Source organism: Psychroserpens mesophilus (genome assembly GCF_050617655.1).
Classification (GTDB): Bacteria; Bacteroidota; Bacteroidia; order Flavobacteriales; family Flavobacteriaceae; genus Psychroserpens; species Psychroserpens mesophilus_A.
Genome location: NZ_JBODQC010000006.1, coordinates 56,529 through 80,135, shown reverse-complemented (window position 1 = coordinate 80,135; position 23,607 = coordinate 56,529). Strand labels below are relative to the sequence as shown.

The window sequence follows — 23,607 nt, the reverse complement described above, 5'->3', positions numbered from 1 at the left end:
ACAGTATTCTTAGTTTGGCTAGATAAATCAAAGTTTGATTAAGAATTTTCTAAAACCACTTACGTCGGAATAACCCTAAAAGTCTACCTGGATCTAAGGTAAACAAAATACGAATACGTTCTTCATAATTTCGTTGTCCGACTTCCCAGCCTAAATTTGAATATACAGGAAAATAAATTTCAAAATAATCAGTTATCAAATTTAATCTGATTCCAGAATCATAAACAAATTTCGGATTTCTACCTCTGTTTTTTACTAAACCAATATCGCCATAAGCTTCGATGTATCTCCAGATAGTTGTGCTTGTATTGGCTGTAGTGATCCATTGGTTTGCAAACGGAGTTTCTAACATCGATTTAAATCCGCCTTCAGCAATAATAATTTGTTGACTGAAAATTCCTGAAGATTCTGAGCGTCCTAAATAGTTATATTCAAAGAGGTAATCTGTTGGTCTGTCTAAAGCAAAACTAAAATAATCGGACTGCTCATCAGTTTTGTTAAACAAAAATGTTCCGGCAAAAAAGCGAATATTAAATTGCCTGTTGCGTTCAGAGAGTTTTCTGTATTCGTAGTTTATTGATATTTTTCCGAAGCGTTCTGCAAGCTGAAAATCATAAAACCATTGTTTGAAATTAATAATACCAGGTTTTCCAGACACATACCTCATGTTAAATACACTATAATCTGGTTCATCAATGACATCATTATCTACTTCAAATATCGTATCATCTCCTACATTTCTTTTTATAGATAGAAACCTCAAACTCAAATTTTGAAAATCATCAGATCTAAAATCATCATCATTTCTAAAGCTGAATGAAATACTTGGTGTTACACGTGTCACAAAAGCATCTTCAGCAAAAGATGAATAGCTTGTACTAATGCCATAATTAATTCCGTAAAGATTTCTATTTTCGATATTATGGGTATAGCGAATAGAAGCGCTTCCTGTTAGCGTTTTAGAATTTGTAGCGTATTGTGGTGAGATCTTATAGTTAAGACGTTTTTTCAATAGTGTTTTATTGTAAAATTTACCACCAAGAGTCAATCCATCATAGATGTTTTCAAACTCTATTAGCGGCATCATGAAAATTTGATTGTAGTAAGGATCTTCAATATCCTGAATAAGTCTAAACTGAAGGGGTTTGTTATTTAAAAAATTACTGTTAAGAGTTTTATAATTATCTCTGAGATTAAACTCAGGAATCATGTTGTCGTAATTTAACGCAAATTTGTTGTTACCATTTCTGGGAATGGTTAGTGTTTTGGTATCGTTAATGTTTTCTACCCATGTTTTAGTTAGAATAGAATCTTTATCAAGAGTAAATAACGAAACAGGCACACTATTGTCTCTTTTGTTTTTAATAGTGAGCGTTATCGAGTCTTCTGTAGCTTCAACATCTTTAATTTTGAAGTCAATCTTTTTTCGCGAGTTGATATAATCTGTAAAAAACCAATCGACATCTTTAGATGTGTTTTTCTTCAGAAGGATTTCAAAGTCTTTTGAAGATGTAATGTTTAGTTTTTGATCTGCTAAATATTGTTTGATAGTAGATTCTATAGTGTTTCCATTGACAAAATCATCGAGATATCGCAAACCAACGCCAGCTTTATATTTGCTGGCAATATTTGCATTGAATTTTAACAGTGAATCCTTAGACGTTGTCAAAGGCTGGTCTCTGTTAGTTCTTGCCATCTGCATGTAAAACATCACAAACTGATCGTTGTAATTTAAATCGGCTGCATGAAACGATCGGATTCCCCAAATATTTGCTAAAGTTCCTATCATTTTAGTATCAGGATAATGCTCTTCAATATACTTCATCAGGTAATAAATCTGAATACCTTCCTTAATCCAGTAATCTTTTCTTGGATTTACTAATAGTGTGTTGTCTAAATAATTTTTAAGTGCTGTTTTTAGTAGTTTTAATTCGTATTGAAAATTATCAGGAAAAGGTCTGATAAAATCAGGTAATTGGTTTAAGCCGTATAAAGGGTCTTTTTTATAGTCGCTTTTAGTAATTAATAATCGTTCGTGTGGATAGCTACCAAGATTTTGCGTGAGATAACGCGTTATTTTATCTGTAATTAATGCTTTTTCTTCCGGACTAACACCTTTACTGTTTATGTTTGATACGATATTAAAATCATCAGTTTGAACAAATTTAAACTCAGAAAATTTCACGAGTACAAATGTGCTATTAACTCTATTTGCACCATATAATGTTACTATTTGTTCATTTTTAGTCTGTTGGATATCGATAGTATTTAACTCAGAGATAAAGGTATATCCCAAAGGAAACCTGATTTCAAAATTTAAATTAGCTTTAGGCGTATACAGGTCATCAAGGTTTTTATTGCTGTAAATTTGCCATTTACCATCATACACCACAGGAGTGAGGTACCAATATTTTAAATTAAATTCTTTACTGTCATTTATACCATATCCCGTGAAAGTATCATCTGGTAAAACCAAATTATAACTTACATTGAGTTCGTATTTTTGATTGGGTAAAAGCGGAGTGTCCAACTCTATTTTTACGATGTCTATGTGCTCTTTAAGATTACTGAAATTGAGGTCTTTACCAGTACTGTTTTTTAGATTAGTGATTGTTGTATAACCACGTTGCTCACTTTTTGCAAAGTGAATTTTAAGGCTAAATTCTTCTTCAAAGCGTTTCGCTAAAGGTGTGTTTTTTGTTGAGTAGGCATTGTTCCAGTCGTTGAGGTAAATAGCTGTTAAGGTGTCGTTACTGGTGTTGTGATAACTAATTTTTTGTTCTATATGAACGGTTTTATGTTCTACATCAAAATCTGCTTTCAGGTCGATTGAGTTTTGACCAAAACCAATGGCATTTAAGCACAAACTAATTGCAATAAAAAAGACGTGTTTTAATTTCAATGTGCTATGATGAATTTTAACGGTTTATGGTGTAACTCTTGTGATGTGATGTAATATATGCCATTTGCCATGGATGACATATTTTCTTTTACATATAACGAGTTTTTAACACTAATAGTTTTTATAACTTGTCCTAAATTATTGTTAATAGTGATTGTTTTTAGCTGAGCTGAAGGGTTTAACTTTAGAGTTAACACCTCGTCAATAATATTAGAACCTGTAATTTGTAATGCTTTTACTGTCGAAAATTCCTCTAAAGATAAAGATTGATTTGTTTGTAGTTCTAGTGTCACAGGAAGATGGTCACTGAAATTATGCAGAGCATTTCTAATAAAAAATGGATATTCTGCACCAGCACAATCTGAAGAATTAATGGCTTGATTATAGCATTGTATGTTGGCATTATTTCCATAAACTTTATAGGAGTTTTCTACAAACTTAATTTCAGGATTGGTTTGCATGTTTTCTGAAGTCATTATAAAATCAAACCGATCATCAAACCCTCCAGTAGAACCACCAAAACCTGTTTGAGTTCTTGTAGATTGTGTCATCACATCTATATAATTGGTATTGTTGTGCCAGCTTCCAATCTGGTTAGCAGGATCTATAAAATCAATAGCATTATTATTATCTGAATCTATGAGTTCTTGAAATGCAGGTTCAGAATCTGTATAAACATTAAAATCACCAGCTAAAACCACGTTGCTATCTGCGGGTAGTGTATCTAAATAGGCAATTAGATCTTCAACCATTTGAAAACGAATCACTTGATTTTCGGTACCACTTGATGCTTTTAAATGACAGACAATAACGTCAATGAATACAGGATTTATATCAGATTCAACTGAATTGATTTTCATTCGGTAATGATTAAAATCTCTATAAATTGAAGTGATAATGGTTTGACTCTCAAGTGTGAATTTAGAACTGTCATAATAGATTAAATTTTGAAGGTCATTCTGATCACTTATCACGTCATCAGAGGTGTTCAATTCAAAAGTTGCACTTTGGTAATCTGGGTTTAAAAACTGAAGAGAACTCAATATGGTATTAGCGCCAGTTTCATTATTGAGTTCACAAACCATGAATATATCTGGTCTGTAATCGTTTAAAATTAATTCTAAATATTGTAAGCGATTAGGTACAGCATCTTCTAAAGGGAAATTTAAAACGTTGTAAAACATTAATTTAAAATTCTCTTGCGCATACAATCCATTCAATGCGACAGTGCACAGCACCAATATCAAACATAAGTTCTTTTTCATAGCAATATTAAAAAGTGAATGTTTGGTTTAGAAATTTGGACTCAACCCATATTCTTTATAGAAGCCATCTAAAATACTTATCACTTCATCTGCAGTATCTACAAGATGTATTAAATCTAAATCTGTAGCACTAATATTTTTTTCGTTTATCAAGGTTGATTTTACCCAATCTATCAATCCTCCCCAAAAATCGGTTCCGACTAAAATAATTGGAAATTTCTCAATTTTATTAGTTTGTATTAAAGTCATGGCTTCAAAGAGTTCATCTAAAGTTCCAAAACCTCCAGGCATAACGACAAAGCCTTGAGAATACTTGACGAACATTACTTTTCTAACAAAAAAGTAATCAAAATCTAAACTTTTATCAGAATCAATATACGGATTATCATGTTGTTCGAAAGGCAACTCTATGTTAAGGCCTACAGACGTTCCTCCTGCAATATGTGCGCCTTTATTTCCAGCTTCCATAATTCCTGGTCCACCACCAGTAATAACACCATAGCCATGTTCTACTATTCTTGTCGCTACTTCTTCGGTGAGTTTATAGTATTTATGATCAGGTTTTGTTCGTGCAGATCCAAAAATTGATACACATGGACCAATTTTACTAAGCTTTTCGTAACCGCTTACAAATTCGCCCATAATTTTAAATATAGCCCAAGAGTCGTTGGTTTTAATTTCATTCCAGCCTTTAGCATTCTGTTCTTTTCTCATATATCGTTTGGTATTTTAAATATTTGTCAAAGTCACAAAAATAATAGAAATAGCAATAGAAATAATAATTTATAGTGTAATAGTTGACCGACTTATAAACAAAAAGGCAACCCAGTTTGGATTGCCTATGATATATGATATGTTATAATTTATAGTGGTTTGCGACCAGTTATGATATTATATAAAATTACAATAATAGCAATCACTAATAAAACGTGAATTAAACTACTGGTGCCTATACCTGGAATAATTCCTAGTAAACCTAGTAACCATCCAATTATACATATTACCGCTATTAACCAAAGAATACTTTTCATAATTGTTAGTTTTTTAATGTTATAAAATAAATATATACATTACTATTCAATTGTTAAAAAACTGAAAGTGATAGCACTAATAAATTATTGGATTGAGTTCACATTTGCCTGTTTTCAGTAAGAAAGTCTTACATCAACTCTTTTTTAAGGAATTTAGCCGTGTAGCTTTTTTTGTCTTTAATGATTTCTTCAGGAGTTCCTTTTGCGACGATTTTTCCACCACCTTGACCACCTTCATAACCTATATCTATGATGTGGTCTGCCATTTTAATCACATCTAAGTTGTGTTCAATAATCAATATAGTATTGCCTTTATCGACTAATTTATTCAGCACCAGCATTAAAACTCTAATGTCTTCAAAATGTAAGCCAGTTGTTGGTTCATCAAGAATGTAAAAGGTGTTTCCTGTATCTCTTTTACTAAGTTCGGTAGCCAGCTTAATACGTTGTGCTTCACCACCAGAAAGTGTTGTGCTTTGTTGACCCAGCGTTATGTATCCTAAACCAACATCGACGATGGTTTTTAATTTTTTATGAATCTTCGGAATGTGCTCAAAAAAATCTACCGCTTCATTCATGGTCATGTCTAAGACATCACTAATCGATTTCCCTTTGTAACGAATTTCTAATGTTTCTCTGTTGAAGCGTTTGCCTTGACACGTTTCGCATTCAACATACACATCAGGAAGGAAATTCATTTCAATCACACGCAAGCCACCACCTTGACAGGTTTCACATCGACCACCTTTTACATTAAAGCTAAAACGACCAGGTTTATAACCACGAATCATAGCCTCTGGGATTTTAGCAAACAAACTGCGTATTTCACTAAAGGTTCCTGTATATGTCGCTGGATTACTCCTTGGAGTTCTACCAATAGGAGACTGGTTAATATCAATGACTTTATCAATGTGCTCTAAACCTTTTATGCTTTTGTAAGGCATCGGTTTTTTTACACCATTAAAATAATGGGCATTCATGATAGGATACAAAGTCTCATTAATGAGTGTTGATTTTCCACTTCCAGAAACTCCTGTGACACCTATCATTTTTCCTAAAGGAAGGGTTACAGATACATTTTTTAAATTATTACCTGTGCAACCTTTAAGTTCAATGGTTTTGCCATTGCCTTTACGTCGCTTCTCAGGAATAGGAATTTCTTTTTTTCCATTGAGGTAATCTGCAGTTAATGTATCGTGAGTTAATAATTCTGAAGGCGAACCAATACTGATAATTTCTCCACCATATTTTCCGGCTTTCGGACCAATATCAATAACATAATCAGCACGCTCTATCATATCTTTGTCATGTTCTACAACAATAACAGAGTTTCCAATATCACGAAGAGCAACTAAGGAATTGATTAGTTTTTCATTATCACGTTGGTGCAACCCAATACTAGGTTCATCTAAAATATAAAGTACACCAACCAGCTGAGAACCAATTTGAGTGGCAAGTCTAATACGCTGTGCTTCGCCACCTGATAAAGATTTTGAACTTCTGTTAAGTGACAAATAATCTAAACCAACATCTAATAAAAATTGAGATCTCGATTTGATTTCTTTTATAATTTCTTCAGCTATTTTGAATTGCGTTGTACTAAGGTGTTTTTCTAAACCTTCAAACCAAGCTGCCAAATCAACGATGTCTTTATTGGCGAGTTCAGCAATGTTAAGTCCGTTGACTTTAAAATATAAAGACTCTTTTCTGAGTCGAGATCCTTCACAGGTTGGACAAGAAACTTTATCCATGTAGTCTTTTGCCCAACGTTTGAGTGACGTCGTTTCAGCATTTTTGTACTGACTTTCAATAAAATTAGCAACACCTTCAAAGTCTATTTTATAATCTCGAGTAACACCTAAAGTTTTACTTTCAACAGAAAACTTATCATTTCCACCATACATAATCATTTGTTTGGCTTCGACAGGAATATCTTTATAGGCATCGGTTAAACTAAAATTAAAACGCTGTGCGATTGTTTCAAACTGTTTAAAAATCCAGCTGTTTTTTTGCGGACCATGAGGCGCTAAGGCACCAGCTTTTATGGAGATACTATCATCTGGAACGATTTTGTTTTCATTGACCTGATATAAGGTTCCGATGCCATTACACGTCTGGCAAGCACCTTTTGGAGAATTGAACGAAAAGTTATTTGGTTCAGGATTAGGATATGAAATCCCAGAGGATGGACACATCAAATTTCGACTAAAATAACGTACCTCATCAGTATCGTGATCGAGAACCATCAACACGTCATCACCATGATACATGGCTGTATGTATCGTTTCAGAAAGTCGCTTATCGTTATCTGCAGTATCGTCAATTTTAAGTCGGTCAATGACAATTTCAATATCGTGCGTTTTGTAACGATCCAGTTTCATGCCTTTCACCAAATCACGAACCTCACCATCAGTTCTCACTTTTACAAAGCCTTGTTTTGCAATTTGTTCAAAAAGTTCACGATAGTGTCCTTTTCTTGAACGGATAACAGGAGAGAGGATGTTGATACGCTTGCCATTAAAACTCTCTTTAATGAGATCTTTAATTTGCTCATCACTGTAACTTACCATTTTCTCACCAGTATTGTAACTGTAAGCATCACTGGCACGAGCGTAAAGTAAACGTAGAAAATCATAAATTTCTGTGATGGTTCCAACAGTAGAGCGAGGTGATTTGCTGGTTGTTTTTTGTTCAATAGCAATTACAGGAGATAAACCGTCTATTTTATCTACATCAGGACGTTCCAAACCACCTAAAAATTGTCGTGCATAGGCTGAAAATGTTTCAATATAACGACGCTGACCTTCAGCATAAATGGTATCAAATGCTAAAGACGATTTTCCGCTTCCAGATAAACCAGTAATCACTACCAATTGCTCACGTGGAATAGAAACATCAATATTTTTTAAGTTGTGCACTCTAGCACCTTTAACCTCGATGGTCTCGTCGAATTTACTCATAAATTAACCTGAAATGTGAATTTTGCTCACAAAGTTGCAAAGGTACTTAAATTCACACTAAAACCGAAGTGAGGTTGTTTTAGAGTTTTGTTAATTTATTTACTTAGGTGATTTGAAATTAAAGATTTAATTTAGAGCTTGATATGGCTAATTAAATCAAATATTATGAAAACTAGATTAAAAACCGGACTTGTATTAGTCTTAGGTTTACTTTTTTTGAGTTATAATTTGAAGTCAGATGACCGAAAAATTGTAGAAATGACCACCAATTATGGAACCATGGTTATTGAGCTGTATAATGAAACTCCTTTGCATCGTGATAATTTTATAAAGTTGATCCATGACAAAGCTTATGATAGTTTATTATTTCATCGTGTAATTGAGACTTTTATGATTCAAGGAGGTGATCCAGATAGTCGTTATGCAAAACCAGATAAAATGTTAGGAGAAGGAGATCTGGAGTATAAGGTAGATGCAGAATTTAAACCAAACTTATTTCATCAAAAAGGTGCGTTATCAACAGCCAGAGAAGAAACACTAGGAAGAGTGTCTAGTGCGATGCAGTTTTTTATAGTTCAGGGCAAAGTTTTTAACGATAGTCTTCTTGATGTGGCAGAATCTCGAATAAACAAAATGTTGGCAAGACATCACCTTTTAAATCAACCTGAAAATGCATCACTTTGGAAGGCTCTAAAAAAAGCTGAAGAAAATGTCGAGCAATACACGATTATGAACGACAGTATTAACGCATTGGCTGAATCTTTTACTGATTTTATACGTTACGAGATTCCACAATCTCATCGTGAGGTTTATAAAACTATAGGAGGAACGCCTCATCTGGATCAAAATTATACGGTTTTCGGACAAGTGATTGAAGGCTTAGAAGTTGTAGATTCTATTGCGAAAGTAAAAACTGATCGATGGGATCGACCAATTGAAGATGTCAGAATACTATCGGTTAGATTAAAATAGAATTAGCGTCAAGGCCAAGATTGTAATTCCGTAATAATTTTTATTTTAGTCAACAAATATTAAATTAAATAGCACATGAAATTATTAGGAATAGGATCAAGAATAAATCATCCAGAGTACGGAAAAGGCGTTGTTACAAATGTCACTTCAAAACACTACTGGGTTACATTTATTGAAAACGGATTAGAAACTATAGAATTAGATAGTGACTTTGAAGTCATTGAAGCTGACGAAGATGAAGTAGATACGGTTAGTTTTTTTGAAGTTGAAAGTAGCCTCGTTCAAATTTTAAAAAAATGGAGTGATGTCACAGAAGTTGTTTCCATAGCTGATAAGTGGAAAGGCGGAAAACTTATTTTGGAACCAGCAGATACCAGTCTACAAAGTAAAGAAATTCCTATTGATAGTTTTTTCCATAAGATAACAATGGTTAGAGATCGACTTCGAGTGATGGAACAGAAAATTAATTCTAGTAAAAATCTTGATGAACAGGAAAAAATAGATCTTCAACAATATATTACGCGTAGTTATGGAAGTTTAACCACATTTAATGTGCTTTTTAAACTGAAGACACAACAATTTGTAGGACAGAAGAGTTCATAATATGAATATTTGTTTTATACTTTAAACTCTGCTTTTTAAAAAACAGAGTTTTATTTTGGATTATTTTAAAATGTAAAGTATATTTGTCATATAGTAAAAATAATTTTACTTAATATAAAATATATTTGTCATGAATCTACAAAAGTTACAAGATTGTGAACGTACCAAAATAGAACGATGGTCTAAATTTCAACTGTCTAATGCATGGAAAATTAAAGGTGTTATTATATCTGTATTGATTTTCATTTTCTTAATATCTCTTAAGTTTATTGATAATGAACCTTTATGGGCTAAAGAAGTTCTTAAACGGTTACTTATTGTTGGGTTTCTTATAATATCCTTATCAAAAGATAGGGAAGAAGACGAAATGATTGCTTCTTTAAGAGCTAAATCGTATGCTCTTGCATTTGTTTTCGGAGTTTTATATGCATTAATACAACCTGGAATAGAGCATATTTTGCATACTTATGTTTATGAACCTAACCCATCAAATACCTTTAGCTATTTTGAAATTCTGTTCTTTATGTTATTAATTCAAATCATGTTTTTTGAAATATTAAAACGTAACAGATAATGGAAAACACCATAAAAGTAGAACGTGCTATTTTGAGTTTAACTCAAGATGATTTAGCAAAAAAAATTGGAGTTTCTCGTCAAACAATAAACTCTATTGAAGCCAATAGATATGTGCCATCTACAGTTTTGGCTTTGAAGCTTTCAGCAATATTTGGCAAGCCTGTTAATGACTTTTTTAAATTGAATAACGATGATTAGTTTAGTTATTATAGTAGTTGAAATCTGTATCCAAGCTATCGCAATGATTCTTTAAGAATTTTCATTCCTTTAGTTGCCGTTTCAGGAATTACTTTTAGATGTCCTCTGCTATCAATTGCTGGTTTAGGATCAATAAAATAGATTGGAGTATCATCAGGAATATAATGCATTAAACTTGCCGCTGGATAGACTTGCATTGACGTGCCAATAATTATCAAAATATCGGCTGTCACACAAATTTCAATTGCTTTTTCAATCATTGGAACGGCTTCTCCAAACCAGACAATATGTGGACGTAATTGATAACCTTTAAGGCACAAATCTCCTAGCATAAGGTCTTTAGTCCAAGATTTAATATCAAGCTCGTTTCCTGTACTCCGAACTTTTAATAGCTCACCATGCAAATGCATAACATTCCTGCTTCCTGCACGTTCGTGGAGATCGTCTACGTTTTGAGTAATGATGGTAACCTTATAATCATTTTCTAATTCTACTAAATCCTTATGTGCCGAATTTGGTTCTACTTCTAATAATTGCTTTCGACGTTGATTATAAAATTCTAAAACCAATTCTGGGTTCTTCTGAAAACCTTCAGGAGTAGCCACCTCCATAACATCATGACCTTCCCATAATCCGTTGGCATCTCTAAACGTTTTTAATCCGCTTTCTGCACTCATTCCAGCTCCAGTTAATACAACGATGTGTTTTTTCATTTGTTTTTCATTATAAAACTAAAAATAAGCATTTACATGGTTTGCGTCAAGATAAACTTGGATAACATTAATAAAACAGGGCTATTACAGTTACATTAATTCCAAATTAAAATAAAACAAAAATATATTATGAAAACACTATTCAAACTACTACTCTTTATACCTGTAGCTTTTTTAACTAGCTGCAGTAATGATGATGATACAGTTTTGGTCGATAATCCTTTTGGTGACACTAAAATATATCAACTAGCTTCGGTTGCAGATCCTTCAATTTCAGGTACAGCAACTTTTACCGAAAACACAAATGGGTCAACCACAGTAGAGTTGCAGTTATCTGGAACACCTTCTGGTGGGATGCATCCTGCACACATTCATTTTAATACAGCAGCAGAAACAGGTGCAATTGCCATTACTTTAGAAACGGTAAATGGAGATACAGGATATAGTTCTACAAACGTCACTGCGCTAAATGAAGATCAAGGAGGAGCATTGATTACCTATGACGAATTATTAGGTTTTGATGGTTATATTAATGTTCATTTAAGTGCTGATGATTTAGGAACACTTGTCGCACAAGGAGATATTGGACAAAACGAGCTTACTGGAACTTCAATAGTTTATGATTTAGCAACTGCTGATGTTCCTGGAATAAACGGAACAGCAACATTTTCTGAACGTGTGAATGGAGAAGCATTAGCAACAATCGCATTAGATGGAACTTTTGATACCGATACACATCCAGGACATATTCATATGAATACCGCAACAGAAACTGGAGCAATTGCATTTACCTTTAACCCTGTTGATGGAGCGACAGGTATGAGTAAAACAAATGTTTCTGCGCTTGACGATAATACAAGTTTTGGCTATACAAATATCTTGGATTATGATGGTTATATTAACATACACTTAAGTGCCGATGATTTAGATGTTCTGGTAGCACAAGGTGACATTGGTCAAAATGATTTAACTGGTAATTCTATTGCTTATGATTTAGCAACTGTAGATGTACCAGGTATTACAGGAACTGCTACTTTTTTCGAAAGAAATAATGGAGAAGCACTTGCACAATTATCACTTATAGGTACACCTAATGGAGGGATGCATCCAGCTCATATTCATATGGGTAGTGTTGCCACAGCACCTGGAGATATTTTATTTACATTTACTCCAGTAGATGGCTTGACAGGGAAAAGTGAAACTAATGTTTCTGCCCTTGATGACGATTCTCCGTTTGGATATGGTGACGTTTTAACTGTAGATGGTTACTTAAACGTGCATTTAAGTGCTGACGATTTAGGAACATTAGTTGCTCAAGGAAATATTGGAGCAAATCTATAATCTTAGATAATAGACAATTTGAAACCCAACCGTTTGGTTGGGTTTTTTTATTTTTACAATATGACAGACGCAAAACTTCTTAAACATTTAGAATCGTATCTCACAGCATCTCGTAAAGAACGATTTACTGAGGTGTTATCGCAACGAACAAATCATTTTACAGTTGCAACAGAAGATGTTTATCAATTGCATAACACCAGTGCAGTGATACGTAGTTGTGATGTGTTTGGGATTCAGGAAGTACATATTGTAGAAGAGATTAATAGTAAACGTATTGACCGCGAAATTGCTATGGGATCACAGAAGTGGGTGGATTTAAATCGATATAATTCTGTAAAGGAAACAATTTCAAATTTAAAAGAAAAAGGATATCAAATTGTAGCCACAACACCTCACGATAACAATGCAATGCTTCATGATTTTGACGTGACCAAGAAATCTTGTTTTTTCTTCGGGAGAGAAACAGAAGGTTTGTCTCAAGAAGTCATTGATGAGGCAGATTGTTTTTTGAAAATTCCGATGGTTGGGTTTACGGAAAGCTTAAACATTTCGGTATCTGCAGCCATTATTTTACAACATGTAACCACCAAACTTAAACAATCTAATATCAATTGGCAACTTACAGAAGACGAGAAACTAGAAAAACGATTAGATTGGTGTAAAAAAACAATTAAAAGTTATGATGAGATTATTGAACGTTTTTATCAAGCCTAATAATTTTGTAACTTGTTATCACAACCAACACATTAAATTATGACAATCCTATTGTATGTTCTCGGGATACTAGTTTTACTTTTTATACTCTTGGCACTTTTTGCCCCAAAATCATATAAAGTTGAGAGAAGTATTGTCATAAACAAACCTCTTCCAGAAGTTTTTATTTATTTAAAACACATCAAGAATCAAGACTTCTGGTCACCTTGGAAGAAGAGAGATCCTCAAATGAAACAAGAGTTTATTGGTACAGATGGTGAAATTGGTTTTATTGCAAAATGGGAAGGTAATAAAGCTGTTGGTGTTGGCGAACAGGAAATCACTAGTATTGTTGATAATGAACGAGTTGAAGCAAGGTTGCGTTTCTTTAAACCATGGAAGTCAGAATCAGATGCAATCACCAAAGTTGAAGTTGCAGAAGAAGGAAAAACTAAAGTAACTTGGGGGTTTTCTGGACAGAATAAAGTACCAGCGAATATATTCATGCTGCTTTACAATGTAGATAAACATGTAGGTAAAGATTTTGAAGAAGGTCTGGGAAGTTTAAAAGAAATTTTAGAATCTAACTGATATGGAACATAATATGATTGGCTGGTTTGAAATACCAGTACATGATATGGATAGAGCAAGAACGTTTTATGAAACTGTTTTTAAAGTAGACATTACAATACACGATTTTGGAGGTATACTTATGGGATGGTTTCCTTTTGATGAATCAAAACCTGGTGCTACAGGAACCTTAATTAAGCAAGAAACATATGTACCTAGTCAGGAAGGTACTTTAGTCTATTTTGTTTCAGAAGACGTTCAAAATGAGTTGAATAGAATAGAGGCAGCAGGTGGTCATATATACCAGCCTAAGACACAAATTTCACCAGAGCATGGTTTTATGGCTGCTTTTATAGATTCAGAAGGTAATAGAATTGCTTTACACTCTAGACAGTCTAGACAGTAGGCAGCAGATTTAAAATCGACCTGATTTGCTATTGCTTCGACTTAACACTTTGTACTCTTCGTAGCATTCACTTATGGCATCAAGAACCTGAAGGTCGTTAGCTGTTTCAATAAAATCTTTTGAATAATTACACTGATTTATAATTTCATCTAAATCGTATTTGTCGACTTGTAATAACACTAAAAGCATTTCTCTGTCAAAACGCGATGCCAGATTATTTCTAATCTCATCATCTTGCTTCATCTTTTTGAGTTTGCGTAATTCATTAGCTTTGTTTCCAAACATATTATGTAAAAAATCTGCAGGATTAAAAATAGCTCCTAATACTTTATTTACAGCATTTGGTCTCCTGTCTCCAGCTTCATAACCTTTGTTTGATAAGCCTGAAATACTATATCTGTAATTAGATTTTATAGGAACCTGTTTGATATCGACAGCTAAATAACCCGTAAGTTTTAATTGATTTACAACAACCTCTTCTAATGCTAAAGCCAATTCAGTCATGCCTATTTCTGTATTACCAAATTTAAGCCAATCGTTGGTAACTCTTACTTTAATAGATTTATATCCTAAATACGAAAAGTGAAGTGTATCATTGACATTAGCTTTAATTTCAAATTCACCTTCATCATTAGTTGAAGTACCAATAACTTGATTTAAATTAACAATATTTACACGATCTATTGGTCGATCTGTAGACACATCAATTACAGTTCCTATAACAGATGTTGGATCTTGGGCAAAGCAAATTACTGTTGTAAAAAAAAGAAAAGCAAATATTTGTAGGTGTCTCATGTACTAAAATTACGATATAAAAGTAGTAAACAAAAGTAAATAACTTGATTAATGTCTAATAATTTGACTTAATATTAACAAGATGGTTTAAAAAAACCTCACAATAATATGGTGAGGTTTTTATTTTTAATCTTTACGTCTCGAACGTCTTGGTCTATCTGATATTGGTTTACTATCAGAGCGTCTTGATTTTGACTCACTGCCTGAACTTCGTCTTTCGCTTCTATTTCTTGAATCACTAGATCTTGCAGAAGAGCGTCTGTCACTTCGGTTTCCAGAACCTGAATCACTTCGTCTTCCAGAAGAGCGTCTGTCTCCTCTTGGTTTACTATCGTTACGTCTTCGTTTTCCACCATCACGACGTCCACCACGACTTCTTCCGCCTTTGTCTTCACTCACTTCTACGTTAACAAATCGTCCGTCATGTTTAAAATCAGTAAAAAAGGCTAATACTTTGTCTTGGATTCCTTTTTCTGTATTAAAAAATGAAAAACTGTCTTTAACATCTACTTTAAAGACATCATCACGACCCAATTCTAGAACTTCTTTTAAGAAATCTTTAAGCTTCATCCAATCGTAACCATCTTTACGTCCTACATTTATAAAGTAGCGTGTTTCATTTTTGCTTCCACCATAATCTCGTCCGCTTTCGCGTTCACTGCCACGAGAAGAATCACTCACATTAAGGTCTTTTGATTTTTGATAATAATTGAAGAAACGCGTAAACTCTACAGAGAAAAACTTCTTAATCAATTCATCTTTATCTGTATCAGAAAATAATTCGTTAATACTATCTAAGTACTTGTCTATCTCATGATTGATTTCAGTATTGTGTATTTTATTGGCGAGTGACATTAACTGCACTTCGCAAATTTCCATACCATCAGGAATTTCTTTTTTCTCAAATTCTTTCTTAATGATACGTTCGATACTTTTAATCTTACGAACCTCACTTTTAGAAACAATCACCATCGAAACACCTGTTTTTCCTGCACGACCTGTACGACCAGAGCGATGCGTATAGGTTTCAATTTCATCTGGTAACTGGTAATTAATAACGTGAGTGATATCGTCAACATCAATACCACGAGCAGCAACATCTGTAGCCACAAGCATTTGTATTTGTTTATTTCTAAACGATTTCATCACCAAATCACGTTGGTTCTGACTTAAATCACCATGTAAAGCTCCAGCACTATAACCATCTTCAATAAGGTTTTCAGCAACTTTTTGAGTATCGCGTTTTGTACGACAGAAAATTACAGAAAAGATATCCGGATTGGCATCAGACAAACGTTTTAAAGCCTGATAACGGTCTCTGGCATTTACCAGATAGTATTCGTGGGACACCTGATTTGTACTTTCATTTTTATTTCCTACTGTAATTTCAATAGGGCTGTACATGAATTTTTTCGCAATATTAGAGACCTCTTTCGGCATCGTTGCAGAAAATAACCATGTGTTTTTATCTTTAGGAGTGTGCGATAAGATATCAGTAATATCTTCATAAAACCCCATGTTTAGCATTTCATCAGCTTCATCTAAAACTGAAAATTCAATTTTAGAAATATCAACCATATTTCTGCTAATCATATCTTTCATACGACCAGGAGTAGCCACAATAATTTGTGAACCACGTTTGACAGATCTCGCCTGGTCTGTAATACTTGCACCTCCATAAATGGCAGTTACATTAAGTCCTTTACAATATTTACCATAGAGTTTAAGTTCATTGGTAATTTGTAAACATAATTCACGAGTAGGAGAGAGTATTAATCCTTGAGTAGTACGACTGTCAATATTAATTTTTTGAAGCATTGGAAATCCAAATGCTGCGGTTTTACCTGTTCCTGTTTGTGCTAAGGCAACCAAGTCGGTATCTTTTTCCAGTAAAATAGGAATTGCTTTTGCTTGTACATCACTAGGCGTTTCAAATCCTAAGTCGTTAATAGCAGCTAATAGGTCTTCATTAAGACCGAGTTCTTTGAATGTGCTCATTCGTCTTGTATTGTATTCGATTATGTTCTTTGGTGTTACAAAAGAAGCGAATCGACATACTAAACACTTAAACTTCTAGGTAACACATCCTCACTCTGAGGAATTAAGTGAAACTCAATTTTGAAAAGCTTTTTAGCGAAATCAAAATTTTTGAGTAAAACTAACCTCGTACTTAATATGAGGTCTCACTATTTATTTTTTCAAGGTGCAAAGATAGACTATTATTTGGATATTCAATTTAAAGCTTTCAATCATAAAAATAATCAACACTTGACTGTAGCTGATTATTACTGTTGTAAACATTCATATTTAAAGGATATCCATCATTATTTAGTGTCCATTCATAGGTTAGTGAATATTCACTATTTGTTAAAGAAAGATGATATTTAGGTACTGTTGCAACGTAGTTAAAATGTATTCCTTTTATACTGTTATCATATAATGCATAATTATTTTTATAGTCTCCATAGATGAATCTAGAATATATTTGAGCGTTTACAGGAGGTAAATTTGTGCTGTCATATGTATAGAAGTTAGTAGGTTCTATTGATGAAATTAATGACTGTACATTATAATCTTCATCATAGATAATTTCAACAGTTTCTTCAGGACCTATTTCCTTATAGATAATACCATCGTTATTTAGTAAAAATTCTTTGGTAGTTTGTTCGCCATTCGTAATGTTTTCACTTGTAATGATTTGATTTCCGTATGTATAAGTTGTTGAAGATGTATTTTCACTAACGATATTGGTTGTTTGAATTATTCTGCCCAGTTCATCATAAGTGAAATCGTATTCATTAATTACAGAAGGAGAATCGATTTCAATTCGGCTTAATTTCTCATTTTCATAAAAGAATTTGGTGTAAGCCCATACATTATCTTCAATGTAGTGAATTGTGTCAGCAATTGGTTTATTATTTACATAGGTTCTTCTGGATTTGAGATAAGGTTCTCCAGATAAGTAAGCTGTAGTTACCCTTGTAAAATTCATATATTGCTGCGTAGTGTCTGAATCTGAGTCTGAGCCACATGTATAGCACATTATAAATAAAAAAACGGCTGATATTTTTTTCATCACTAGTCTAATTTGTTGAATTATAAATTTAGACTTTTTTCACGAACTATTCTTATGAGATTCTAAAAATTGAATTAATTGCTGAACAGCTTTCCCACGATGTCCAATCTTATTTTTTTCTTCCAGAGTTATTTCAGCAAAGGTTTTATGATAACCTTCAGCTTTAAAAACTGGATCATAACCAAAGCCGCCTTCACCATGTTTTTCTTTAGTGATTTCACCTTTACAAATTCCTGTAAATGTTTCTGTATTCTCATTTAAATGTAAGGCAATCACAGTTTTAAACTGAGCATTTCTATTGGATTGTGATGATAAGTTTTCAAGGAGTTTATTGGTATTGTCGTTTGCATTGCGTTGCTCTCCTGCATAACGTGCACTAAAAACACCTGGTTCACCATGCAAAGCTTCAACTTCTAATCCTGTATCATCAGCAAAGCAATCGTAACCATAATGTTCTTTGATGTATTCGGCTTTTTGAACGGCATTACCTTCAATCGTCAATTGAGTTTCTGGCACGTCTTCAAAACAACCAATATCTTTTAAACTCAATAGTTTAATATGGTCAGGAATTAGTGATTGAACTTCTTTCAGTTTGTTGAGATTGTTGGTGGCGAATACGAGTTGCATTGTGATACATTTATTTTGGTTAAAGATAAATAATGGCATCAAACTTTATCAATTCTTTATGATTTTTATCAGTTTGTGTTCGATTTTCTTTTTGTAAATTTAGGTAATGAAATTAAACTAAAAACAAGACCAATTATGAATGTAAACATCAGATATGTCAATGTTGACGCGAGCGAAACTTTAAATACATTTACAGAAGAAAAACTATCAAAATTATTTAACAGATACGAGTTTTTAATAGGAGCAACTGTTAGATTCAAACAAGATGAAAATAACCATACTAAAGGTAAGATTTGTGATATAGAACTCAGTTTACCTGGTCCGCGAATATTTGCTACTTCAGATGAAGCGAAATATGAGGTTGCTGTTAGAGAAACCATAAAAGACTTAGAACGTCAACTTAAAAAACGCAAACAGGTTTTTAAAACGCATTAGCATTTTAAGAATTCTGAAATAAGCCTTATAACATACACATGTATTTATAAGGCTTATTGTTTTAATAAAATGGGTTTTGAATGTTATATTTGTGTACACTAAAACTTATCGTTCCAATGAAAAAAATTGCAGTATCAATCGTTTTACTATCACTTATGAGTTGTTCAGAAAAAGAATCTAAAATTGTCGTAGCCGAATTACCTCAGGATAATCCGTTTAATGTCGCCCTAAATGAACCTTTTGATTATGCTAAAGTTACAGGAGAATCTATTGAAGAATACGTGACTTACGAAATAGATAAAGCGTCTCAAACTATAGAAAACATAAAAAGTCAATCTAAGGCTACACTGGAAAATACGTTTCTTCCTTTTGATGCTGTTATGAATACATTAGGTCAAGCAGGAAGTAATTCGTTTATGTTGTATTGGACATCAACGGATTCTTTAACCAGAGCTAAAGGGTTGGAGTATTCGCAAAAAGTAGACTCATTAAATACGGCAATCTCATCTGATAAAAATTTATTTAAGCAATTTGAAACCTTTAAAGCTTCAAACGGGTATTCAGAATTAAATAATAGAAGACAACGATTTGTAGATGATATTATTAAAAATTTCAAACTGTCTGGTGTCAACCTGCCTGACGATAAATTAGAAACCTTTAAAGCTTTAAAATCTGAAATTACAGACTTAACCTCTCAGTATTCAACCAATATGAATACCGCTAATTTAGTTTTAACACTCGATGAAGCTGGAGCTGAAGGACTTCCGGAAAATTTTAAAGATACCTACAGAACAGAAGACGGAACCTATAAAATACCTGCACAGCCTTCAACAAGAGGACCAGTTATGGATAATGCTACAAATTCTGAAACCAGAAAGGCCTATCAAATGTTGTATTCTAATAGAGGTGCAGATGAAAATTTAGACATCTTAAAACAATTGGTTGACAAACGTTATCAGCTTTCGCAACTTATGGGTTACGAGTCGTATGCTGAGTACAATCTGGTTCCGAAAATGGCTAAAAACCCTGAAACTGTTTGGGAGTTTATTGACGATTTGGTAGCTGAATCTAAAGAAAAGGCCATTCAGGATCTTGAAGTGTTAAAAACTGCCCGAAAAAACAGAGATGATATTCCTATGGATCAAACTTTAAACCCTTGGGATATTTCCTACTATAGAAATCAAATATTAAAGACAAAATATCAGGTTGATGCAGAAAAGATTCGTGAGTATTTACCAGTTGATGCTTGTTTAGAGGGTATATTTAAATTATATCAGGAACTTCTTGACTTAGAGTTTAGAAAACTAGAGAACGCTTCAGTCTGGCATGAAGAAGTACAAGCGTATGAAGTATTCGAAAATGGAAAATTGAAAGGTCGTTTCTATTTAGATTTGTATCCAAGACCATTTAAAGAATCCTGGTTTTATGCGGTTCCGCTCTCTACTGGAAAACAAATGGAAGAGGGTTATGAAGTGCCTGTCGCTATGCTTTTAGGAAATTTTACAAAAGGAACTGACAAGCTGCCTTCAATGATCACTCATAATGAATTGAGTACTTTATTTCATGAATTCGGACATACTATGGATGCTTTGGCATATGAAGGTGAATACAGTTTACAAGCCGATACAAAAAGCGACTTTGTAGAAGCCATGTCGCAAATATTTGAAAACTGGATTTGGGATTATGACATCTTAAGCTCTTTTGCGAAACATTATGAAACAGGAGAAGTTTTGCCTAAAGCAGTATTTGATAATATGGTGAATGCCAAAAATGTGACTTCTGGACTATCGGCTCAAGGCTCACTAAGAAGTTGTATGTATGATATGAATTTATATGATAAGTATAATCCGAATACACCTTTAGATACAGATCAGTTATGGCGAGATATTGATAAACAATTGGGAGTAATGGATTGGTATATTGAAGGAACGCATCCTCAGGCAAGTTGGATTCACATTAATACACATCCAGTATATTATTATGGTTATTTATGGTCTGAAGTGTATGCTCAGGATATGTTTACCATTTTTGATACTAATGGTTTACGCGATCAAAAAACAGGAGTGAGATATCGTAAATTAATATTAGCTAATGGAAGTCAGAGACCAGTTGATGAAGCTGTTGAAGAATTTTTAGGACGACCAATGAATAACCAAGCCTATATTAAAAGCCTAGGTTTGGAATAACATTTATCGATGATGATAAGGCTCATTGCGTAAAATGGTAAAGCCACGATACAATTGCTCAATGACAAATAAGCGAATCATTTGATGGGAAAAGGTCATTTTAGATAAGGACAGTTTCCCATTTGCTTTTTGATATACTTCTGGTGAGAAACCGTAAGGTCCACCAATGACAAACACGAGTTGCTTGATTCCAGAATTCATATGTTTTTGTAAGTAATTTGCAAAGCTCACAGAATCTAATTGTTTTCCGTTTTCATCTAATAAAATCAAAACATCTGTAGCATTCAGTTTATTTAAAATGAGTTCACCTTCCTTTTGTTTTTGTTGATCTTCACTAAGGTTTTTTGCTTTTTTTAAATCAGGAATAATTTCAAATTCAAATTTCACATAAAACCCTAAACGCTTTTGATAGTCATCAATAAGAGCTTGTAATTGCTTGTTATCTGTTTTGCCAATGGCTAGAAGTTTTATGTTCATCTTTTATATGTTTTTCGCAAAGGTGTATAAAACACATCATGATTTTCGTAAAGAGAATTGTCTTTTAGTAGTTCAAATAATTGATTTTCTAATTCTGACCAGTTATGATTTTTGAGTAATTCATTTTCAACATTTTGAATTAAACCGTATGTCATATAGAATGAACCATCTGGTTTTATAATGATTATACGATTGCCAACATCGTAATCTAGAAATTTTTGTTTAATTACACTATTGTTATGAATCCATTTGAGTTTGTTTTCGATTGGTTTAACAATGTTGTTAATATTTGATACATGAAATACTTTAGCCTTATATTGTTTTTCAATCTTCTTTTCAAACTTTTCCCACTTCTTAAATTTTTTTATTTGAAGTCTTCTAAAACCTCTCTCTTTTATTTTTAATTGCTCTTTTCTTTTTAAAAGATCGATTTTACGTTTATCTAACTTTAGGTTGTAACGAAACTCATTTTTTAAATTTTGAATATAAGATTGATAATTATGTAGTGTATCAATATATACAATTACAATGTAGTCATTATTTAATAATTTGGTAGAGGTCCTTTGAGAAAGTAAAGATCTGATTTGACTATTTTCAACATCTGAAATTTTACCAAATTGATCTGTTAATGTTAATTTTGATATTGTATCTACTCCTTTAATATAAGTTTTTCCAATAATAAACTTATTCCTGATTAAATTCTTTGCTTCTTGTTGTGTAATATCTTCACCATTATGATCAAGATAGATTCTAGATTGTGAAAAACAAACAGAAATAAAACCTAGAGCTAGTAAAAACAGAATTTTTTTTAAATACATTAAATAAGTCTATTAAAAATACTATAATTTAGTACTTTCAAAAATACCGAAAAATGATAAGTAAAGCACAATTCAATAAAGAAATAGACTTAATTATCGCAAACGCAATCAGAGAAGATGTTGGTGATGGAGACCACAGTTCATTAGCATGCATTCCAGCAACTGCAAGAGGTAAAGCCAAACTTTTAGTCAAAGATGTAGGCATTATCGCTGGTGTTGAATTTGCCAAACAAGTGTTCGCTTATGTCGATAAAGACATGACCGTTGAAACCCTAATTCAAGATGGAAGTTCTGTTAAACATGGAGACATCGTGTTTTATGTGGAAGGTGCATCACAATCTATTTTGAAAGCTGAACGTTTGGTATTAAATGCGATGCAACGTATGAGTGCGATTGCGACAAAAACAAAACAATTTGTTGATTTATTACAAGGAACAGGAACCAAAATTCTTGATACCAGAAAAACGACTCCAGGTATTAGAGCACTTGAAAAATGGGCAGTAAAAATTGGAGGAGGAGAGAATCATAGATTTGCATTGTATGATATGATCATGTTAAAGGACAATCATATTGATTTTTCTGGAGGCATTACAAATGCGATTCATAAAACAAAGCAATATTTAAAAGATACCAATCGTGATCTAAAGATTATTGTTGAAGCACGAAACCTTGAAGAAATTAAAGAAATTCTTGAAGTAGGAGGTGTATACCGAATTTTGATAGACAATTTCAATTATGAAGATACACGAACAGCTGTAAAATTAATTGGAAATCAATGTCTGACTGAATCTTCAGGAGGTATCAATGAAAAAACACTTAGAATATATGCTGAGTGTGGTGTGGATTATATTTCTTCAGGAGCATTAACACATTCGGTTTATAACAAAGATTTGAGTTTGAAAGCTGTTGAATAACTATAAAAATTTTAAAAAGAGTTAATTTTTAGAGTATTATTTAGTCTTT

The 23,607-nt window shown here is 33.0% G+C and carries 23 protein-coding genes; 11 read left to right on the top strand and 12 right to left on the bottom strand.

The features are described 5' to 3' along the window. Window positions 1–49 precede the first annotated feature (49 nt). The 5 genes from ACRHNM_RS11600 to uvrA all read right to left on the bottom strand — a co-directional run bounded on the left by ACRHNM_RS11600 (window position 50) and on the right by uvrA (window position 8,158). On the bottom strand, window positions 50–2,902 hold the full coding sequence (locus ACRHNM_RS11600) for a metalloprotease (protein WP_431136738.1): 2,853 nt from the start codon (window positions 2,900–2,902) through the stop codon (window positions 50–52). Next, window positions 2,899–4,086, bottom strand: a complete 1,188-nt coding sequence (locus tag ACRHNM_RS11595) for an endonuclease/exonuclease/phosphatase family protein (protein WP_431136736.1) — start codon at window positions 4,084–4,086, stop codon at window positions 2,899–2,901. Before ACRHNM_RS11595 ends, ACRHNM_RS11600 begins: the two co-directional genes overlap by 4 nt. Window positions 4,087–4,194: 108 nt before the next feature. After that, on the bottom strand, window positions 4,195–4,881 hold the full coding sequence (locus tag ACRHNM_RS11590) for a TIGR00730 family Rossman fold protein (RefSeq protein WP_431136734.1): 687 nt from the start codon (window positions 4,879–4,881) through the stop codon (window positions 4,195–4,197). Between the two features lie 149 nt (window positions 4,882–5,030). Then, window positions 5,031–5,198, bottom strand: coding sequence for a lmo0937 family membrane protein (locus ACRHNM_RS11585; RefSeq protein ID WP_431136732.1), 168 nt, complete (start codon window positions 5,196–5,198; stop codon window positions 5,031–5,033). 128 nt (window positions 5,199–5,326) lie between these two features. Then, complete coding sequence (gene uvrA / locus ACRHNM_RS11580; protein ID WP_431136730.1) at window positions 5,327–8,158, bottom strand: excinuclease ABC subunit UvrA; 2,832 nt, start codon at window positions 8,156–8,158, stop codon at window positions 5,327–5,329. A gap of 165 nt (window positions 8,159–8,323) precedes the next feature. Between uvrA and ACRHNM_RS11575 the strand changes: the two genes are divergently transcribed. The 4 genes from ACRHNM_RS11575 (at window position 8,324) to ACRHNM_RS11560 (ending at window position 10,507) form a co-directional block, all read left to right on the top strand. Further along, a complete protein-coding gene (locus ACRHNM_RS11575) occupies window positions 8,324–9,130 on the top strand; it encodes a peptidylprolyl isomerase (protein ID WP_431136728.1) in 807 nt (268 codons plus the stop codon). Between the two features lie 75 nt (window positions 9,131–9,205). Next, the gene (locus ACRHNM_RS11570; protein ID WP_431136726.1) at window positions 9,206–9,733 is read left to right on the top strand and encodes a hypothetical protein; all 528 of its coding nucleotides are present in this window, start codon (window positions 9,206–9,208) and stop codon (window positions 9,731–9,733) included. A 130-nt stretch (window positions 9,734–9,863) separates the two neighbouring features. Further along, window positions 9,864–10,307, top strand: a complete 444-nt coding sequence (locus tag ACRHNM_RS11565; RefSeq protein WP_431136724.1) for a hypothetical protein — start codon at window positions 9,864–9,866, stop codon at window positions 10,305–10,307. Beyond that, window positions 10,307–10,507: a helix-turn-helix transcriptional regulator gene (locus tag ACRHNM_RS11560; protein WP_431136722.1), complete on the top strand. Its 201-nt coding sequence runs from the start codon at window positions 10,307–10,309 to the stop codon at window positions 10,505–10,507. Before ACRHNM_RS11565 ends, ACRHNM_RS11560 begins: the two co-directional genes overlap by 1 nt. Before the next feature lie 35 nt (window positions 10,508–10,542). On the opposite strand, the gene ACRHNM_RS11555 is transcribed toward ACRHNM_RS11560, so the two are convergent. Continuing rightward, entirely contained in the window at window positions 10,543–11,220 is a 678-nt protein-coding gene (locus ACRHNM_RS11555; protein WP_431136720.1) for an SIR2 family NAD-dependent protein deacylase, read from the bottom strand. Window positions 11,221–11,349: 129 nt separating this feature from the next. On the opposite strand from ACRHNM_RS11555, the gene ACRHNM_RS11550 reads away from it, so the two are divergent. The 4 genes from ACRHNM_RS11550 to ACRHNM_RS11535 are packed head-to-tail and all read left to right on the top strand — an operon-like array spanning window position 11,350 to window position 14,230. Next, window positions 11,350–12,561, top strand: coding sequence for a CHRD domain-containing protein (locus ACRHNM_RS11550; protein ID WP_431136718.1), 1,212 nt, complete (start codon window positions 11,350–11,352; stop codon window positions 12,559–12,561). Window positions 12,562–12,621: 60 nt separating this feature from the next. Beyond that, entirely contained in the window at window positions 12,622–13,275 is a 654-nt protein-coding gene (locus ACRHNM_RS11545; RefSeq protein WP_431136716.1) for a TrmH family RNA methyltransferase, read from the top strand. Window positions 13,276–13,314: 39 nt separating this feature from the next. Beyond that, entirely contained in the window at window positions 13,315–13,845 is a 531-nt protein-coding gene (locus ACRHNM_RS11540) for an SRPBCC family protein (RefSeq protein WP_431136714.1), read from the top strand. A gap of 1 nt (window position 13,846) precedes the next feature. Continuing rightward, complete coding sequence (locus ACRHNM_RS11535; protein WP_431136712.1) at window positions 13,847–14,230, top strand: VOC family protein; 384 nt, start codon at window positions 13,847–13,849, stop codon at window positions 14,228–14,230. A gap of 9 nt (window positions 14,231–14,239) precedes the next feature. Here the strand turns inward: ACRHNM_RS11535 and ACRHNM_RS11530 are convergent, their stop codons facing one another. From ACRHNM_RS11530 to ACRHNM_RS11515, 4 genes are all read right to left on the bottom strand, one after another. After that, window positions 14,240–15,025 carry a carboxypeptidase-like regulatory domain-containing protein gene (locus tag ACRHNM_RS11530; RefSeq protein WP_431136710.1) on the bottom strand — a complete coding sequence of 262 codons (786 nt, stop codon included), beginning with the start codon at window positions 15,023–15,025 and terminating at the stop codon, window positions 14,240–14,242. Window positions 15,026–15,151: 126 nt separating this feature from the next. Further along, the gene (locus ACRHNM_RS11525; protein ID WP_431136708.1) at window positions 15,152–17,023 is read right to left on the bottom strand and encodes a DEAD/DEAH box helicase; all 1,872 of its coding nucleotides are present in this window, start codon (window positions 17,021–17,023) and stop codon (window positions 15,152–15,154) included. Between the two features lie 247 nt (window positions 17,024–17,270). Then, window positions 17,271–18,101 (bottom strand): hypothetical protein, encoded by an 831-nt coding sequence (locus ACRHNM_RS11520; protein ID WP_431136706.1) that lies wholly within the window; start codon window positions 18,099–18,101, stop codon window positions 17,271–17,273. Between the two features lie 39 nt (window positions 18,102–18,140). Beyond that, a complete protein-coding gene (locus tag ACRHNM_RS11515; RefSeq protein ID WP_431136704.1) occupies window positions 18,141–18,728 on the bottom strand; it encodes a non-canonical purine NTP diphosphatase in 588 nt (195 codons plus the stop codon). A 135-nt stretch (window positions 18,729–18,863) separates the two neighbouring features. Between ACRHNM_RS11515 and hpf the strand changes: the two genes are divergently transcribed. Then, window positions 18,864–19,163: a ribosome hibernation-promoting factor, HPF/YfiA family gene (gene hpf / locus ACRHNM_RS11510; RefSeq protein ID WP_431136702.1), complete on the top strand. Its 300-nt coding sequence runs from the start codon at window positions 18,864–18,866 to the stop codon at window positions 19,161–19,163. Window positions 19,164–19,279: 116 nt separating this feature from the next. After that, window positions 19,280–21,349: a M3 family metallopeptidase gene (locus ACRHNM_RS11505; protein WP_431136700.1), complete on the top strand. Its 2,070-nt coding sequence runs from the start codon at window positions 19,280–19,282 to the stop codon at window positions 21,347–21,349. 3 nt (window positions 21,350–21,352) lie between these two features. Here the strand turns inward: ACRHNM_RS11505 and rlmH are convergent, their stop codons facing one another. Further along, window positions 21,353–21,826 carry a 23S rRNA (pseudouridine(1915)-N(3))-methyltransferase RlmH gene (gene rlmH / locus ACRHNM_RS11500; RefSeq protein WP_431136698.1) on the bottom strand — a complete coding sequence of 158 codons (474 nt, stop codon included), beginning with the start codon at window positions 21,824–21,826 and terminating at the stop codon, window positions 21,353–21,355. After that, window positions 21,823–22,644 (bottom strand): hypothetical protein, encoded by an 822-nt coding sequence (locus ACRHNM_RS11495; protein WP_431136696.1) that lies wholly within the window; start codon window positions 22,642–22,644, stop codon window positions 21,823–21,825. Before ACRHNM_RS11495 ends, rlmH begins: the two co-directional genes overlap by 4 nt. 53 nt (window positions 22,645–22,697) lie before the next feature. Here ACRHNM_RS11495 and nadC point away from each other — a divergent pair, with 53 nt between their 5' ends. After that, window positions 22,698–23,558, top strand: a complete 861-nt coding sequence (nadC, locus tag ACRHNM_RS11490; RefSeq protein ID WP_431136694.1) for a carboxylating nicotinate-nucleotide diphosphorylase — start codon at window positions 22,698–22,700, stop codon at window positions 23,556–23,558. Window positions 23,559–23,607: the final 49 nt, after the last annotated feature.